Source organism: Verrucomicrobiia bacterium, assembly GCA_036405135.1.
Lineage (GTDB): Bacteria > Verrucomicrobiota > Verrucomicrobiia > Limisphaerales > JAEYXS01 > JAEYXS01.
This window is the reverse complement of record DASWYF010000002.1, coordinates 379358-396008: the sequence shown is the minus strand read 5'-3', so window position 1 is coordinate 396008 and position 16651 is coordinate 379358. Positions and strand designations below refer to the sequence as shown.

The 16651-nt window shown below is 56.5% G+C and carries 15 protein-coding genes and 1 pseudogene; 7 read left to right on the top strand and 9 right to left on the bottom strand.

Annotated elements, in window-relative coordinates:
* Positions 1 to 227: 227 nt before the first annotated feature.
* From VGH19_01785 to VGH19_01770, 4 genes and pseudogenes are all read right to left on the bottom strand, one after another.
* Positions 228 to 1055, bottom strand: coding sequence for a succinylglutamate desuccinylase/aspartoacylase family protein (locus VGH19_01785; GenBank protein HEY1170074.1), 828 nt, complete (start codon positions 1053 to 1055; stop codon positions 228 to 230).
* A gap of 358 nt (positions 1056 to 1413) precedes the next feature.
* Positions 1414 to 2379: pseudogene (gene bioB, locus VGH19_01780) on the bottom strand (biotin synthase BioB).
* Between the two features lie 108 nt (positions 2380 to 2487).
* Positions 2488 to 2916 (bottom strand): DUF309 domain-containing protein, encoded by a 429-nt coding sequence (locus tag VGH19_01775; protein HEY1170073.1) that lies wholly within the window; start codon positions 2914 to 2916, stop codon positions 2488 to 2490.
* Between the two features lie 186 nt (positions 2917 to 3102).
* The gene (locus tag VGH19_01770) at positions 3103 to 4359 is read right to left on the bottom strand and encodes a serine hydrolase (GenBank protein ID HEY1170072.1); all 1257 of its coding nucleotides are present in this window, start codon (positions 4357 to 4359) and stop codon (positions 3103 to 3105) included.
* A 285-nt stretch (positions 4360 to 4644) separates the two neighbouring features.
* Here VGH19_01770 and tsaA point away from each other — a divergent pair, with 285 nt between their 5' ends.
* Positions 4645 to 5487: a tRNA (N6-threonylcarbamoyladenosine(37)-N6)-methyltransferase TrmO gene (gene tsaA, locus VGH19_01765; protein HEY1170071.1), complete on the top strand. Its 843-nt coding sequence runs from the start codon at positions 4645 to 4647 to the stop codon at positions 5485 to 5487.
* Between the two features lies 1 nt (position 5488).
* On the opposite strand, the gene VGH19_01760 is transcribed toward tsaA, so the two are convergent.
* On the bottom strand, positions 5489 to 6535 hold the full coding sequence (locus VGH19_01760; GenBank protein HEY1170070.1) for a zinc-binding dehydrogenase: 1047 nt from the start codon (positions 6533 to 6535) through the stop codon (positions 5489 to 5491).
* A 210-nt stretch (positions 6536 to 6745) separates the two neighbouring features.
* Here VGH19_01760 and VGH19_01755 point away from each other — a divergent pair, with 210 nt between their 5' ends.
* The 4 genes from VGH19_01755 (at position 6746) to VGH19_01740 (ending at position 11179) form a co-directional block, all read left to right on the top strand.
* Entirely contained in the window at positions 6746 to 7396 is a 651-nt protein-coding gene (locus VGH19_01755; GenBank protein ID HEY1170069.1) for a DedA family protein, read from the top strand.
* Positions 7397 to 8777: 1381 nt separating this feature from the next.
* Positions 8778 to 10043: a right-handed parallel beta-helix repeat-containing protein gene (locus VGH19_01750; GenBank protein HEY1170068.1), complete on the top strand. Its 1266-nt coding sequence runs from the start codon at positions 8778 to 8780 to the stop codon at positions 10041 to 10043.
* A gap of 457 nt (positions 10044 to 10500) precedes the next feature.
* Positions 10501 to 10758, top strand: a complete 258-nt coding sequence (locus VGH19_01745) for a ribbon-helix-helix protein, CopG family (GenBank protein ID HEY1170067.1) — start codon at positions 10501 to 10503, stop codon at positions 10756 to 10758.
* Positions 10742 to 11179 carry a hypothetical protein gene (locus VGH19_01740; GenBank protein ID HEY1170066.1) on the top strand — a complete coding sequence of 146 codons (438 nt, stop codon included), beginning with the start codon at positions 10742 to 10744 and terminating at the stop codon, positions 11177 to 11179. The genes VGH19_01745 and VGH19_01740 overlap by 17 nt, the downstream gene beginning before the upstream one ends.
* Before the next feature lie 75 nt (positions 11180 to 11254).
* Here the strand turns inward: VGH19_01740 and alr are convergent, their stop codons facing one another.
* A complete protein-coding gene (gene alr / locus VGH19_01735; protein ID HEY1170065.1) occupies positions 11255 to 12397 on the bottom strand; it encodes an alanine racemase in 1143 nt (380 codons plus the stop codon).
* Between the two features lie 179 nt (positions 12398 to 12576).
* Between alr and VGH19_01730 the strand changes: the two genes are divergently transcribed.
* Positions 12577 to 12699, top strand: coding sequence for a hypothetical protein (locus VGH19_01730; GenBank protein HEY1170064.1), 123 nt, complete (start codon positions 12577 to 12579; stop codon positions 12697 to 12699).
* A gap of 256 nt (positions 12700 to 12955) precedes the next feature.
* On the opposite strand, the gene mgtE is transcribed toward VGH19_01730, so the two are convergent.
* The 3 genes from mgtE to VGH19_01715 are packed head-to-tail and all read right to left on the bottom strand — an operon-like array spanning position 12956 to position 15989.
* The gene (mgtE, locus tag VGH19_01725; GenBank protein ID HEY1170063.1) at positions 12956 to 14326 is read right to left on the bottom strand and encodes a magnesium transporter; all 1371 of its coding nucleotides are present in this window, start codon (positions 14324 to 14326) and stop codon (positions 12956 to 12958) included.
* On the bottom strand, positions 14323 to 15177 hold the full coding sequence (locus VGH19_01720; protein ID HEY1170062.1) for a CBS domain-containing protein: 855 nt from the start codon (positions 15175 to 15177) through the stop codon (positions 14323 to 14325). The genes mgtE and VGH19_01720 overlap by 4 nt, the downstream gene beginning before the upstream one ends.
* Positions 15174 to 15989, bottom strand: a complete 816-nt coding sequence (locus tag VGH19_01715; protein HEY1170061.1) for a mechanosensitive ion channel domain-containing protein — start codon at positions 15987 to 15989, stop codon at positions 15174 to 15176. The genes VGH19_01720 and VGH19_01715 overlap by 4 nt, the downstream gene beginning before the upstream one ends.
* A 234-nt stretch (positions 15990 to 16223) precedes the next feature.
* Here VGH19_01715 and VGH19_01710 point away from each other — a divergent pair, with 234 nt between their 5' ends.
* A complete protein-coding gene (locus tag VGH19_01710) occupies positions 16224 to 16649 on the top strand; it encodes an amino acid-binding protein (GenBank protein HEY1170060.1) in 426 nt (141 codons plus the stop codon).
* Positions 16650 to 16651: the final 2 nt, after the last annotated feature.

The window sequence follows — 16651 nt, the reverse complement described above, 5'->3', positions numbered from 1 at the left end:
TTCCTGCTCGATCTCCCGTAAGGTCAAAGGCCGCTTGGGTTCTGGCTTCATCCGTGTTCCTTTGGTTCGTGGTTGCCCCTTTGCACCCAGGATCGGAACCGTTACCAACTCATTATGGGGGCAGTGTCAAGATGCGCCCCTACTGGCGAAACCCTCTCCTTAAATGTGCTTCCTGCTCACCTCAATGGTTATGAACCACCGCCAAGCATTTTCGCCATCGTGCCAAATCACTGTTCATTCAGCACCACCCGTGTTCCTGCAACTAACGCATCCACCCGCGGCCTGATCGGAAAATCTGATGGAGCTTCCAGCGTGTAGGAAAGTCGCGTCTTGTGCTGGAGCAGATAGAAAGCCTCCGGCCATTGCGGACGTGATGCAGGATCAATGCTCGGCCGTATAATACCACCTTGCGCTGGACGCCCCTCGATCTCATGCGAAAGATCAATCGGACATACTTTGCTCACCGCTTCAATCATTGGCTCCGAATACGAAGGCCGCTCGTCGGGATTGAGTTCATAGACGTAGAACCCGTGGCTCTCCCAATCCTCATGCAGACATAATGCCACATCAAACTTCGGCTGCTTCTCCAGCCACGCGATGTGCGCGATGACCTCTGCTTCTTTCGAACCGTGATACTCACGGTTCAGATCCACTTTATTGCGATTCTCGCGTGTGTTGCTCGGAAACCCCGTGGGGTTCAGACACGGCAACAGCCAAATCTCCGCATCCTCTGGCCATTCATTCTCCTCCAGCAGACGTAGCGCAGCCAATGGACCAGCTGGCTCATCCCCATGCATGCCCGTGGAGATGTAGATGCGGCGCCCTGTAGTGGGGCGGGCGCCTTCGCCCGCCGTAGTCGGACAGGCGCCCTCGCCTGTCCCCTTCCGATGAAACGCCCACAAGCAAACGTCTCCCTCACAAAGAATCTGCTCCCTCTCCCAGCCATACTTCTCCGCCGCTGCCAGACAGCAATCCAGCACCTTGACGATATCAATCGTCTCACCGAAGTAAGCGCCTTTATTCAGCAGCAACCGTTGGATGGGCGTTTCGCTCATTGCCAGCGGAATGAAGCTCATGAAGCCCCATCATGCAAGCGGAAGATTAAATTGAGTGAGCGACGAAGCCTTGCGCCCCGTGCTGCCAGCATCTTGCCGGCAGGACAAGCGGGACCGATGAAACACATTTCCCTTAAAACACTCGTGCGCTGTGTCCTGTCGGAACAAAGACTGGTGGCCGATCATTTCTAACCGGCTTTCCGCAATTCAGCGCCTTTACTGCTGGCAAGATGCCAGCAGCACGTTGCTACTTCGCGCAGGCGATCTCCGGTCCGTGCGAGTGATCATGATGTTCATGATCATCACAGCCGCCTTCTTTCGCGCCTTTGCAGCCGAGCGGATGCTTGTCGCCCTTGAACGGCGGACGCATCGAGAGGCCGAGCAATTCCAGCATTGCCTTGTCCTGATCGTAATCAGGTGAAGGCACCGCGGAGGTCAACATGCTCTTGGTTTCCGAAGAGAAGATCGAATTCGCACCCGCCATGAAGCAGAACGCCTGCTCCATCGTGGAGAGCTTCGCACGCCCCGCCGAGAGGCGCACCATGCTGCGCGGCATCAAAATGCGCGCTGTGGCAACCATACGCAGCGTTTCCGTGAACGGCACATCAGGCGCATCCGCCATCGGCGTGCCGGGGACTTTGGAAAGAATGTTCACCGGCACCGATTCCGGATGTGGCTGCATGCTCGACAGTGTGTGGAGCAGATCCACGCGATCTGTAATTGTCTCGCCCAAACCCAAGATGCCACCCGTGCAGAGCGTCACACTCGTCTTGCGCACATTCTCCAATGTGTTCAAGCGGTCCTGATACGTGCGCGTGGTGATGACGGATTTGTAATGCGAAGCCGAAGTATCGAGATTGTGATTGTAAGCGTAGAGTCCCGCTTCTTCGAGGCGCTTGGCCTGCGATTCATTCAGCATGCCCAACGTGCAGCAGACTTCCACGCCCATGTCCGTCACTTCGCGGACCATCTCCAAAACTTTATCGAACTGCTCATTCTCCTTCGCAGAACGCCAGGCAGCGCCCATGCATACACGACTGACACCGCTTTCCTTCGCACGCTTGGCGATGTCCAGCACGGCGCACTTGTCCATCAAATCCTGACGTTCAACGCCAGTCTGGTAACGGGATGATTGCGAGCAATAAGAGCAATCCTCTGGGCACGCGCCGGTCTTGATGGAGATGAGCTTGCACACCTGCACTTCGCTCGGATCCGGCTGTTCACGATGAACTGCTGCCGCGCGGAACACGAGGTCCAGCAAGGGCAAATCATGAATCGCGCGGATCTCTTCCCGCGTCCAGTCGTGGCGTAAGGCAGTCGTCATGCAATAAAACTAGCGGTCAATTGGCAGCCAAATTGGCGTCAACCAGTTTCCGGCCAGTGATTGACACAATAATCGAATGTCGCTCAGAGGCAAGCAGAACTGCCAATTTTATGCGGATCGGACCTCTACAGCCAACTTTGGCTTCTGCCACGTATGCAAGGGGTTGCGCGAATAGCCGTTACTTTCCAGCTCTCCCAACCATTCACTAATCAAATTTTGCACCACTGCCAAATTCAGATGATCATGCCGGACGGGATACTTCCTGAGATTGTTTTGTGCCAACCGAAACAAAGCGGCGGAAGGCTTCAACCGTTCCTTCTGCAGATGCACAAAAGCACCGGCAAGCTGGATTAACCCTTTATAGTAGGAGTAGTTCGGCCCCTTCCGATCAGCGAGCCACAGATCCTCCAAAACATCGTGCGCCTCGTAGTAGAGCTGCTGGTTGAAGCACTCAAAATAGCCGATGTAGTGGGCATCCAACTCCTGCCCCCGCCACTGCTCAATCATCGCCGCTATCTTCGCGCTCTTTTTGCTCACGCGGTGAACCTACGCTGATAAGTGGTGGGATTAAAGCCTGCTGTTGCTTTGGACCGCGGCTGTGTCCCGCTTGCGGGATCAGCCGCAGCGGGTCGCCGGTAAAGAAGGGTCTAAAACATCTTGAGGCATACACTGCCATTTCCTCTGCTGCGGTTGGTCTATCGACACAGCCACGCTCCAATAATCTCAATCTCTCACCGCCGCAGCCACCATCTCCAGCACCCGACGCAACCCATCATCGCCACCCATGCTGCCTTCGTGGAAAGGCGTGCGCGGAATCGGCTGCCAGTCATTGCGTGAACCATCGTAGTTGAACGGCTGCGGCAAACCAGTCAGCGCTGGATCATATTGGTTATCCTTGCCGCCCAACTTGTAGATCACGATGTCCAACGACGGCACGATGAAGATACCGAACCCGCCCGCACCGGATTTGTAGTAGGCATCCCGCGGCGCGCCTGCCACATGACCATCCGAGTTATTCTCGAACTGCAATGCAAACGGCGTATGCGGATTGTATTTCGAAGGCTTGTTGCACAAAGCGATGTATTCCGCAGGCACAAGCTGCTTTCCATTCCACTTGCCATTACGCAACAGACAATAGCCGAACCGCAGTGCATCCGTGGCATGCACCGCTGTGCTGCCCGCACCATTCGCATGCGGCATCTTGAAATCACCACGTTGCAGGCAATAACCCCAAGGCCCCCAGCCCATCGGCTTGGCGAGACGTTCATTGATATAATCCTGCAGTTCCATCCCCGTCACACGACGCAGCACCATTGAAGCAATGTGCGGCGCTGGTGAAGAATAGGAGTAACCACCACCTGCATTCGTCCACATCGGCACGCGCAAGGAGGACATATCGAGATCCTTGATGTTCTGCCCCGGCACCGGCTTCAGAGAAAACGGTTTGCCCATCACCACCGCCGAAGGTGCCCCACCCTCGCCCCAATATCCGGCGGACATGCAGAGTAATTGCCCCAACGAAATTTCCGCACGCCGCGCATCATCCAGCGGCAATGCTTCAGGCAGGTATTTCTCCGTGAACACCTTGGTATCCAGCCCCTGAGGAATCTTATCCTTGAACTCACTCAACATGATGCCGCACGCGATCGACGTGTAAGCCTTGCCCGTGGAGGCCATGTCCGGATTCGCATTGCGATGCGCGCGTCCGAAATACTTCTCGTAAACCAGATAACCACGTCGCACCACCAGCAAGCCACCGTTCTGGCTGCACCGTTGCGTGAAATCAAAAGCCTGATCGAGCTTCGGCAGATCCATCCCCGCCTTCTCACGAATCTCCTTCGCATCCTTCAGAGTGCGCCAACCACCTTCACTGTCCGGCGGCGGGAAATAATCCGCCGCGGACGCAGCATTGACCGTTAACACCACAATCAACACAGCCAGCAAAGATTTCATCGCACCAAAAGAGCCACGGGTAATCATGCGTCGATGTAAACAGGTGCATCAAAGCGGTCAAGCGACCATTGGTAGGGCTGGGTGTCCTCACCCGGCCGCCGCCGAAGCCTGCAACATTCTCAAACTAGGAGGCGTAATGACGACGAGAGCTTAAGATGTTCTTCTCTCGGCACAATCACACTATCTGACATCACCGAGTCAAAAGCTGGTGAACTCCCCCGGCTCCGTCGCGGCCCGCTGAGGATAACGGGCCCTACCACCTATGGAAACTCTAGGCACAGCCATAATTTCCCCATACCCTTGCCTCCACAGATGGCTGAGAACACTGATAATCTGACCCTAAAACCCATCGGCTACATCCGCACGGAAAAGCCGTTGAAGTTCCACGCCCGCCATCAGCCGCTCGAGGAAGTGCCAGAGCGCAATGTTTTGGAACTCGAACCAGACTGCAATTACGAGCAAGCCCTGCAAGACCTTGAAGGCTTCACCCGCATCTGGCTCATCTGGTGGTTTCATCGTAACAAGACCTGGAACACCTTAGTGCTACCGCCACGCGGCCCATCGAAGCGTCGCGGTGTCTTCGCCACGCGCTCACCGCATCGCCCAAATCCGCTAGGGATCACGCCCGTGCAACTCCTCGGAGTGGAAGGCCGCAAACTCATTCTCGGTGCGTGCGATCTCGTGGATGGCACTCCGGTCTTCGACATCAAACCTTACATTCCCGCTTACGATAATTTCCCCGAAGAAAAAGTCGGCTGGATGGATGAAGTGGACGCCCTGCAGCAAGCCCCGCCGCAATACACCGTCGTCTTTTCCCCGCTCGCACAGACTCAAGCGGAGTGGTTGCAGCAGAATTGGAACATCGATTTCCGTCCTCGCATGACGGAGCTGCTCTCCCACGATCCCACCCCGCATCGCACGCGCCGCATCAAGCGCCGCCGCACCGGCATCTTCGAGATCGGCTGTGGCGCTTGGCGTGCCGTGTTCACCATGGATGATAAAACCGTGAACATCGAAGCCTTGGACGCTGCTTACACCGAGCGTTTTCTCACTGGTTCAGAACGCCCTGATTTGCCCGATCGCGAGGCGCAACTCGCCTACATTAAAGTATGGCCACACCGTGCCGGATGGGATGAGATTTACGACCCTTCTTAAATCACACCGCAATCTTCGTCTTCACCGCCCGATTCCCCGCCGCCATGGACTTGAACAACTGCGGTAACTCAGCCAGCGCACATTCACCATCCACAAAGTCCTTCGCCGTCACCACACCACTCTCGATGAACTCCAGCGCTCGACGAATCGTGCGCGGTGTGTGATGAAAACTCGCGAGCAAGGTAAGATTCGAGTAATGGATGAGCGTGGTATCCAGCGACACACTGGTGCCGGAAGGACAACCGCCGAAGAAATTCACCATGCCGCCTTTACGCACCAGCTTCACACTCGCCTCCCACACATCCGGCTTGCCCACGGCCTCGATCACCACATCCGCTTTGCTTGAGAGTTTGGGCTCCACGACCGGCACGATGTCCCCTTCCCTCGGCACCTCGATAACCGTCTCCGCACCCAGCCGTTTCGCCAGCGCCAATCGTTGCTCACCCCTGCCCGCCACCGTGACTCGGCAACCCAGATGCTTCGCCAACGCCACGAACATCAACCCAATCGGCCCCGAACCCAGCACAAGCACATGTTGACCCGCCGCAAGCTTGGAATCCTCCACCCCTTGCACCACACACGCGAGCGGTTCAGTGAGAGCAGCGTCCGTGAATGACGTCGCAGATTTTAGGCGCAGCAGATTCTTTTGCACCAAGCGCGCCGGAACCACGATGGATTGCGCATACGCTCCATTCAGGAACATGAGGTCCTCACAAAGATTTTCCTGATTCTGCCCACAGAAGAAACACTTCCCGCAAGGCGCAGAATTGGCCACCACCACGCGTTCTCCGATCGCCCACCCATTCACCTCCACCCCAACCTCTGCAATCGTCCCCGCCAACTCATGCCCAAAGACCGCTGGCGGCACGATCATCTTCGCGTGGTAACCGCGCTTGTACACCTTCAGGTCCGTGCCACACGTCAGCGCGGCACCGATGCGGATTCGCACCTCGCCCGCCGCCAATGGCTTTTCCGCCACTGACTCGATCCGCACGTCTTCTTTCCCGTAGAGCACCGCCGCTTGCATCCCCGCACTGTGCCGCGACACCTGTTTTTCACCAACTTTTTTCTCCTTCAATGTGCTGCCGGATTCCAGCCGGCAGTAAGGGTTACCCGACTCGCCATCACCATTTGAACAACTCCTTCCATCCTCATTGTCCGCCAGGCTTGGGCCAGCACACGTTTATCTTCATCCCCCCTGCAACCCATCAACTTTTTTCTCGTCCCTACGCCTTTCAACGCCTACCGTGCGCAGCGCATGGAATTGTTGAGAAAATTTGTCGATCTCGTTTTGCATCTGGATAAGCACCTGGACGGCCTTATCCAACAATACGGGCCATGGATCTACGTCATCCTGTTCCTCATCATCTTCTGCGAGACAGGCTTGGTGGTGACCCCCATTTTGCCCGGCGATTCCCTCCTCTTTGCCGTCGGCGCCATGGCCGCGCGTCCGGATAATCTCAACATCTGGATACTCCTCGTCAGCCTCACCATCGCCGCCATCTTGGGCGATACGTTGAATTATTGGATCGGCAAATATTCCGGAGAAAAACTGACGCGAAGATTTCCCAAACTGATCAAGAAAGAGTATCTGGAAAAAACGCATTCCTTCTACGAACGCTACGGTGGTAAGACGATCATCATCGCCCGCTTCGTGCCCATCGTCCGCACCTTCGCCCCTTTTGTGGCCGGTGCCGGCAGCATGACTTACCCGAAATTCATGTCCTTCAACGTCGCCGGTGCACTGCTCTGGATGGGCACCTTGCTGCCCGCCGGTTATTTCTTCGGCAACATGCCGATCGTGAAGAACAACTTCGGCCTCGTAGTCATCGCCATCATCATCGTTTCCATTTTGCCCGCCGTAGTAGAAATCCTGCGTGAGTGGAAAAAGAAGAAAGATGCCAAGTGACAACGTAACTGTCGACGTGAGAAGGCAGAACTGACTTTCAATGTGTCAGAACTGCCCCCTCAGGTCGGCACCCACGCCCCCTCGGAAGAGTTCCGCTTTTAAGCGGCTCCCTGTTCGCGTATTTCGTGTATTTCGCGGTTTATAAATTGTTCCCTCGAAGTCGCCTTCCCATCTCGTCCGGTTGATGCTCCCTCTTCTCAATGGCATCCTGTCCTGCGGCACTCTAGCCACCAGTCCACACCCACCAGATCCGACCCTCGCCAGCCACTCCAACGCCAACAATCGTGCTCGTCCTTCGTCCTCGTCGTCCTCGAACAACGACTTTGGAGTGCTGCGGCTTGACGCAGCTTTCCGCCCGAGGCGGCTTGACGCCTCGAACCCAAAACGCCCACGACCTCCAAAGAGAAAGAGAGGTGATCAGCTTCCACGCGTCCTCGTTTTGGCCACCGGTGTAACCGGCTGAAAACTGAACACTGAAAACTTTCCAACTCCATCCCTTGGATGGCTACGGAACTATGTCAAAGAGCAATGAAACCATCTGACCCCTGCAAATGTATCTGGCCTATGGCTCCTCCTCACAGGGAGGCCAGACTCTGGCACTGTCCGTGACCCGGCTGGTTCCGCAGTGAGTAATAAGGATTCCCCGGTGGGTCATACAATCCTACGCCCACCGACGTCCCTTTCCCCCTCCAGCTTACGAGCCCCGATCCAACACCCGATACACCCACAGATCCTCTCCCAAACCCGGTAGGGCGGAGCTGCCGCTCCGCCGTAACTCTTTTCGCAACTGCACCACCAAGTTTGAAACAGCAGACTCAACGCTAAGAGAGCTTTCCCTCTTCTCATCTCGTCCTTAATGGCTCCATAAGGACTGTCACCTCCCCGCCAACGCAGGCACACAACTTCACACGCGTACACAATGCTCCATCATATGTTGATGACTCTGGGATTTTCACTGTGGCTGCCTGATGCTCCGAAAGAGCCCAACCACCGTTTTCCCGTCCTTTACCAGCAGCGAGCTGCCAGCACTAAAAGTAATCCCATAAAAACCTCAATTCCGCCATCACTTTTCGCTAAAATTTATCACCAAATCCGAACTGTTTTACCGCCAAGAACTTCCAAAAATCCCCCCTCTCGTAACTCGCATTTTCCCACCGCGAAACTCAAAACCAGAAACATCCGCCCCCCACGGAGCGCGGGGCTCCGACCCGCAGCAACTCGCCTAAGCACGATCAGTCCGCTCTCGCCCAAAAACCTCCCACCCGCAATCCCATTTCTCCTCCCCATTCGGTTGACCCCATTCGGTTGAAAACCTCCCCACCTCTCCCCCTTTTTTCTTTGCATCGCGAGTTTCGCGGGCAACCCTCTGCTCACCCGAGCCATGAACCGCCTCCACACCCTACTCATCACTTTCCTTTTCTTCAGCATCGTCACCTCACCCGCCGCCGACATCCGCTACGCCCCCGACTGGTCCAACATCGCACCCAAGCGCGTCATCCAGCACACCACCGTCGATGGCGAAGCCCTCGTCAAAGCCGTCGCCGCCTTGCAACCCGGCGACCAGCTCGTCCTCGCCGCAGGCACCTACAACGTCAATCGCCTCTGGGATATCCGCGTCAGCGGAACAGCGACAGCCCCCATCTGGATCGTCGCCGCCCCAGATGCCAAAGTGATTTTCACCCGCCCCGATGAGAAACAAAACGTCGTCAACATCGGCCAGGGCGGCCCCGTGCAATACCTTTGCCTGCGCGGCGTCGAGATCACCGGCGGCAGTCACGGCCTGCGCCTAGGCCAATGCCAGAATGTGTGGATTGATCAATGCCACATCCACCACACCGGCGGCGTCTTACTGAGCGCGAACAGTGCGAACACCCATCGCCTTTACCTCACCCGAAATCATATCCACCACGGCGGCGGTCATGGCGAAGGCATGTACCTTGGAGGGAACAACGCCCAATTCATCATGAGCGAGAGCGTCATCGCCCAGAATCACATCCACGATTGCCAAGGCTCCCAAGGCGACGGCATCGAAGTGAAGCAAGGCTCTTGGGGCAACCTCATCGCCGAGAACGATGTGCATGACACCCAATATCCCTGCATCACCGTCTATGGCACTGCGGGGAAACCCGTGAACATCATCGAGCGCAACCTCTGCCGCCGCAGTGCCGATCACACCATGCAAGTGCAAGGCGAAGCCATCGTGCGGAACAACATCCTCATCAGCGCCAAAGGCTCCGGCTTCGCCAGCACCGATCACCAGGGCAAAACGCTGAATCTGCAAGTCCTCCACAACACCATCATCAATACCGGCACCGCCTTCCACGGCAGCTCATGGAATGGCCGCGAAGGCATGATTCTCGCGAACAACATCCTCTACTCCCGCGATAAAAATGCCCTCAACTTTCCCAACGGCAGCACCGGCGTCACCATCACCGGCAACATCATCCTCGGCTCCGGCCCCAAGCAAGGCACCAACCCCGGCCGCGGCCTCGAAGACTTCATCAGCCTCACCTGGGACGGCACCAAACACGACGCCACCCCCACCGCCTCAGCCCCCTTCCACCACGCCGATCCGAAATATCTCCAAGCCACTGACTACACCAACTCCCCCCGCACCAAACCAGTCAGCGGCGCCGTGAAACGCTGAACCACAATCCCATTCGTCAGCGCCCCGTCCCTATCCCAAAGGGATTGCGTCAATTAGCCCAGCGGTTGGTCTGCGATTCTGAGAGCAGACCTACCCTGGGTAAGCGCTTCAAAATCCTCTACTCCAAAGGAGTTGCGTCACTCCTCCTCTAGCGCCTCCCCCTCGCATTAGCGAGGTAAGATCCTTAGCCACGGGTTTCATTGCCGCCGCAAAATGCCCCGCGTCGCATCGCGACGCCGGAAGCCCCTCCGCATCTGCGCCTATCTGCGGTTAAACCAGCTCCCCCATAATTGGCCCGCCGGTGCAACCGGTCACGCCGCATACCCCCCACGATACACCCGCCCCACCCGATACGTGATACTCGTCAACACCTCCCACGGGATCGTCCCCAGCCACTTCGCCATGCTGGCCACCGTCCGCCGTTGACAATCCCAACCTGCTGTAAGACCTTTTTGGTATGACGACGCTCTCAGTAAAACTGGATGACGAACTGGAATCCAAGGTCAAGGCGCGCGCACGGGCTTTGGGCGTCACGAAAAGCGAGGTCGTCCGGCAAGCCCTCTCCGCTTTGGACGATGCTGGCCCGGCCACCATCGATGAAGCTTTGGCGGAAGTCCGTGAACGGGCCGCACGCATGAAGCCGTCGGAAAAAATGAAGGAATCGCCCGTGATCGCCCTCCGCAAGAAGCGTAACCTGTATGCACGTTTACGCTGATACTTCCATCATCTTTTCCCTGTGCCATCCGGGGGACATTTTCTTTGAGCAGGTGAACCGGAAGCATAAACGCCTCCGTCCGTTGATCATTTATCCGCCTTGGCTGAGATTTGAAGCCCGACACATCTTGAATGCGAGGCGTCAGGATGAGGACGGGGAGATGGCGTGGCGGGCTTTACTGGCCGCTGAGCGATTTTTCATGGGCTCACGGGAAAACTGGTTGGCCGTAATCCAACAAGCCGGACTCCTTTCCGCCCGTCATGGCCGGGATATTGTGTGCGGCGGCATGGATGTGCTCCATGTGGCCTCCGCCGTTCACTTTGGCGCGGATGAATTCTGGACCGGGGACTCTGACCAGGCCGCGTTTGCCCGTTTGTCCGGCCTGTCTGTGGTGGATTTCTCTAAAGTGCCGTCCGCGTAACCGCAGTCCCTGCCCTTCGTTTTTTCAAGCTCTCGCTGTTCAATGTTTTCCCTATAGGCTCGCCGGTGCAACCGGTCACGACGCATACCCCCCACGATACACCCGCCCCACCCGATATGTGATACTCGTCAGCACCTCCCACGGAATCGTCCCCAACCATTCCGCCACCTGCCCTGCAGAAATCTCTTTCCCATCCTGCTTGCCGATCAACACCACCTCATCACCCGCCGCCACATTCTTCACCCGCGAGACATCCACCAGCATCTGATCCATCGTGATGCGACCCAACACCGGACAAAGCTTCCCACCGATCAGCACCTTCGCACGATCACTTCCCGAGCGCAGATAACCATCACCATAACCGGCAGAGATCGTCGCCACCTTCATCCGCTTCATCGCCGTAAACGTTCCGCCGTAACTGAGCTTTTGTCCCTTCTCCACGGACTTCACAAAACTCACCCGACATTTCCACGCCAGCGCCGGGCGAAGTTTTGAAGCGAGATCAGCAGGCATCTTCCGCTTGCCCGTGGGAATCACCCCATACACCAAAAGCCCCGGCCGAATGGTATTAGTCACCGCATCCGGTTCGAAGATCACGCCACCGCTGTTTCGCAGATGGATGAAGTCGGGCTTAAGCCCGAGTGTCCCAATTTGGTTCACGATGGACACAAAACGCTCGCGCTGTTGACACGAACTCCTCGCGTCATCCTCCGCCGAAGCGTAATGAGAAAAGATTCCGCGCAAATTTAGCTGAGGCAGTTGAGCGATCTGCTGGGCCAAAGCAACAGCTTCCTCCGGCTTGGCACCTAACCGTCCCATGCCCGTGTCCACTTTCAGATGCACCTCGACAGTGCGGCGATGCTTGGCCCCGGCTTCCGAGAAGCGTTGGGCCTCTTCCAGTGAAGAAATAGTCGGCATCACTTGGTCTTTTACCGCCGCATCCACCTCATCCGGGAGGCAGGCTCCCAGCATCAAAATCGGCCATCCTTTGCCCACACTGCGGATGGCGCGAGCTTCGCTAAGATTCGCAACACCAAAGACATCCGTGCCGCTCTGCATCAAAAGTGCGGCGATCTGTTTCAGCCCGTGACCGTAGGCATCTGCCTTCACCACCGTGATGATCCGCTGGTCCGGTCCGGCCGCATGGCGGAGCCACGCGAGGTTCTCGCGTAAGGCTGATAAATCGATTTCCGCCCAGCACCGGTGCGTTCCAGACATGGCTCTATTTGGCGTTAAAAGGCTCAACCTAAGCAAGCCTGAGCCGATTTTGTCTTGGCGGTGGACACTGGCAAGTTCTGCAAAGGCCTGTATTTAGACCGCTTACAGAACTATCATTTTTCAACAGGACACTTTCAAGGACAAGCTTGGCACGGGCTTTGCTAACTCTAGGACTTGCTATGAAAGCTAAATTAAACGAATTCAAGGCGAGTGTGGTTGAGTTGGTCTGCTTCGGGCTCTTTATCGCGCTGGAAGTCATGGTGATTTACTACACCTTCCGTTTCTTTGGAGCGGTCAAGTAAGCTAGCGTTGCTGCCGCCCTGCTCTTGGGCTCGCTCTCTCCATCCCTTCATAGCATGGAGACAAGTCAGGACGGAAACGCACGAGAGCTGAACTTCACTCCATCATCATTCAACCGCCTGCACGGTTGAATTTTCATTTAGAGATCTGTTTTCCGTCGTGAACATCAATATGGGAAAAGCGGGGAAAAACGACTGATGCTTAGCACCCTCGCCCCTCGGAGGGGAGAGGGCCGGGGTGAGGGGGGCCGGAATTTCTTCACCCGATAAACCAGTTCACGATATCCAGCATCGCTTCTGGTTTCGGTGGCGGATCTTTCGGCAGCAGGTGCATGAAGAGTTTCGCCAAACCAAGGAAGCTGAAGAAACCCATCACATCCGTCACCGTTGTCAGGATGATGGAGGAAGATTGAGCCGGATCTTGCTTGCACGCTTTCAGTATCAGCGGCACCAACGCACCGGAGATGCTGGCGATGGTCATGGACATCACCATCGCGCACGTGATGACCATTACCAGGCCGAACGATTTGCTCCACACCCACACGCCCAGACCGGTGACGATGCCCACCGCGATGCCATTGATGAAACCCGAGATGCTCTCCTTCCGCACCAGCAAGAGCCATTGGCTGATACGTATCTCTTTCAAAGTCAGCCCACGAATGGCCACCGCCAAAGCCTGCGCACCCGTGTTACCGGACTGACCGGCAACCACTGGTAACAAGACCGCCAATGCCGTCACTTGCGCAATCGTTTCCTCGAACAAACCCACCACAGCCGCTGCGAGGAACGCCGTCGCCAAGTTGATTTGCAACCAAGGCAGACGTTTCTTCACCGCGAAGAACGGTGAAGATAAAGCACGCTCATCCGGGCTCACACCCACCATGGATTGCAGGTCTTCCACCGCTTCCTCTTGCGCCGCACTCAGCAACACATCGTATCGAACCACGCCTAGCAACTTCCCTTCAAAGTCCACAATCGGCACGCTGGAGAGCTTCTTCTCCTCAAAGAGACGCACGACTTCTGCCGCAGGCTCCACAGCAGGCACGCTGCCGGGAACTTTGCGAGCGAGTTCGCCCAAAGGCGTTTTCTGATCGGCGAGCGCGATGTCTTGCAACGCCGTACACCCGTTCAAGATCCCCTGATCGTCCACGAGATAGACGTCATAAATTTTCGCCTGTCGTGAAGCACGAATCGCATCGAGCGCTTCACCTGCAAGCGTCGTTTTACGGAAGCTCATCACGCGCGGGTCCATCAGGCCACCAGCGGAATCAGCCGGATAAACCATCAATTCGCGCATCTCCTCCGTGACCATCGGCGGCAGTGATTGCAATATTTGCTGCTGCTTCTCAGCGGATAACCGCAGCATCGCCATGGCCGCGCGAACGGGGTCCATGCGCAAAACCAATTTGGTCACCGTATCCAGCGGCAAGGCATCCAGAACTCGTGAGGAAAACTCGGGCAACAAGGCATCCAGCAAACCGGCCGCGCTGGATGCTTCAAGCTGGACCACGATATCCAATGCTTCATCGACATTCAGCCGCTCCACTTCCTTCGCCGCTTCCTCTGGGAAAAGCTGCACGAACTTCTGCACCAACTCACCGCTGACCTGACGGGGAGATAATGGGTTCATGTGCCCTCCTCCGTTTTATCACCTGCGGCCGTCTTTCTTTCCGGCGGCGGCTCGATGCTGTGCAACAGGCCGAACAAACCTACGCGATAAAGTTCGCCCAAGGCAGCCCCGGCAGAACCGCCCGTTTCACGCCCCACTGCCGCTTCTTCATCTGCCAGCTCCGTCAATGTCTCTTCCGTCACTGCGCCGAGGTAGTGACCATCTTCACTCGTCACCGGCAAGGCGTTGAAACGACGCAAATCAGGATTACTAAGCACAGAGCGATAATCCGTCAGAGCCGAGAGGCGGAAATTCAGCGCACGCATCACAGCGGACAAAGGCTTGTCCAAAGGTTGCGCCAGCAGATCGCGGATGCTCACCACACCAACGAGCACCTGACCACGATTCACCACAAACACGTAAAAAGAAAAATCATCCGTCTCGCGCTGGATGCGCTTGATCGCCTCACCGATGCTCAAGTCATCCGGCAACGCCAGATAACTCGGGTTCATCAGCGAACCCACCGTACCTTCCGGATAATTCAGGATCAGTTCCAGCCCGCGACGTTTCTCCGCTGACATTTGCTGAAGCGATTTTGCGCGTTCCGCTTCTGGCAGACGACGCAGAACAGCAGCCCCGAGGTGCGGAAGAAATTCAGCCAGTATCTGCGCCCGTTTTTCGGGAGGAAGCGCTTTCAGGCTTTCACGACCGACCAGAGGCGACAACCGGCGCGCCACGCGTGCAGCGACATCCGGCGGCACATCCCCCAGCCAGCCAGCGGCACTCGCAGGCTCCATCGTTTCGAGCACACGCGCGGCATCGTGCGGATGACGCCGTGCGAACAACTGGCCGATGTCTTCAAGGCTGCTCATTTGCCGTTCGTTTTATTCACCAGCATGGAACGCTTCTCCGTGAATTCCTGCGCCGGTATCGCCACCTGCCCATCATGCGTCTCGATCACGATGAATGTCCCCGTGATCTTCACGATAGTCCCGCGCACGCCATCGATCTCGATGACATTGCCCACGCGATAAAGCTTCTGCGTATAATGGCACGCGAGGATGTTCCGCACCATCGTCTGCGCTCCCAGACCGAAGGCCAATGCACCCGCGAGCAATGGTCCCGCGAGCAACACCGCGCTGATGGTGGTAAGGAAAGAAAGATTGATGCCGAGCTGTCCCACGGCCACGACTACCGAAACGATGACCACGCTGAACTGGCAAATGCGCCCTAAGACCTCCGCATAAGGCATCTTGGCCGTAGCCGCCATCCGCGTGACCATGTCTCTCAGGAAAATGCCACACCACAAACCACCAAAGAGAATGATGACGGAAGTGAGGAACTGCGGCAGAAAACTCATCACCCGCGCCAGCCACGAACTGAAGACCGGCAGACCCAACACTTCCGTGGCCAACGCGACGAAGAAAACGATGAGGAACCAGTAAACGATCCGGGGAATGACCTTGAGCGCCGTATTCTGCAGTTTCCTGCCCCCTGAACCCTGCGTCCCAAAGCGGGAAACAATGAAATCATTCAACCCCTGCACCAATCGGCGCACGATGAAGAATGCGATGCTCGCCACTGCCCAGCCGACCAGCACCAGCAGCAATGCCGTGGCGATCAGCGAAGAATAAGAACTTCCCGCCTCCTTCCCCTGCAGTGCTATTTCCAGAAACTCTTTCATGCCCGCAAACACGGCTCTTACGGTTCACTTTGTAACGACGCGGTGAGACTAAAGCGCCTCACTCATGGTGTAAAGGCCGGTTGCATTGGGCATTCGTCATTGTTCATTCCTTTGTCATTCGAATTTCGTCATTGGTCATTCAAGGGAAACCGGGCTGAAATTTAATAGTGACGGGCTCAACCAAGCAGGCGTAAATTGACGATAGTTCCACTCAGCGAAACCCCGGAGAAGTCTATGAGCTTAAAGATTCAAAGAACTTCGGTTTGGGCCACCAGCATCGAGGATCGTCCCGCTGGCTTGGCAGAGAAATTGACCGCGCTCAACGGCAGCGGTGCTCATCTCGAATTCATCCTCGCCCGACGAGCCCCCGAGATGCCCGGACATGGCGTGGTATTCATCGCCCCGGTGAAAGGTGCCAAGCAATCCAGAGCGGCCGATAAAGCGGGCTTCGTGCCCACGGAAGCCCTTCACGCCCTCAGAGTCGAAGGCATCGACAAAGCCGGCTTGGGCCAGAAACTGACGCAGGCCCTTGCAACGACAGGCATCAATCTTCGCGGGTTCTCAGCAGCCACCATCGGACGGAAGTTTGTCGCCTATCTGGCCTTTGATGAGGAAGAGGAAAGTAAGCAGGCCATGCGTTCGTTAAAAAAGTTGAAATAGGG

Coding starts and splice junctions, on each gene's coding strand:
- VGH19_01785 (HEY1170074.1), bottom strand. CDS start 1,055: ATGAGCGAAACGCCCATCCAACGGTTGCTGCTGAATAAAGGCGCTTAC.
- VGH19_01770 (HEY1170072.1), bottom strand. CDS start 4,359: ATGATTACCCGTGGCTCTTTTGGTGCGATGAAATCTTTGCTGGCTGTG.
- tsaA (HEY1170071.1), top strand. CDS start 4,645: ATGGCTGAGAACACTGATAATCTGACCCTAAAACCCATCGGCTACATC.
- VGH19_01755 (HEY1170069.1), top strand. CDS start 6,746: ATGGAATTGTTGAGAAAATTTGTCGATCTCGTTTTGCATCTGGATAAG.
- VGH19_01750 (HEY1170068.1), top strand. CDS start 8,778: ATGAACCGCCTCCACACCCTACTCATCACTTTCCTTTTCTTCAGCATC.
- VGH19_01745 (HEY1170067.1), top strand. CDS start 10,501: ATGACGACGCTCTCAGTAAAACTGGATGACGAACTGGAATCCAAGGTC.
- VGH19_01740 (HEY1170066.1), top strand. CDS start 10,742: ATGCACGTTTACGCTGATACTTCCATCATCTTTTCCCTGTGCCATCCG.
- alr (HEY1170065.1), bottom strand. CDS start 12,397: ATGTCTGGAACGCACCGGTGCTGGGCGGAAATCGATTTATCAGCCTTA.
- VGH19_01730 (HEY1170064.1), top strand. CDS start 12,577: ATGAAAGCTAAATTAAACGAATTCAAGGCGAGTGTGGTTGAGTTGGTC.
- mgtE (HEY1170063.1), bottom strand. CDS start 14,326: ATGAACCCATTATCTCCCCGTCAGGTCAGCGGTGAGTTGGTGCAGAAG.
- VGH19_01720 (HEY1170062.1), bottom strand. CDS start 15,177: ATGAGCAGCCTTGAAGACATCGGCCAGTTGTTCGCACGGCGTCATCCG.
- VGH19_01715 (HEY1170061.1), bottom strand. CDS start 15,989: ATGAAAGAGTTTCTGGAAATAGCACTGCAGGGGAAGGAGGCGGGAAGT.
- VGH19_01710 (HEY1170060.1), top strand. CDS start 16,224: ATGAGCTTAAAGATTCAAAGAACTTCGGTTTGGGCCACCAGCATCGAG.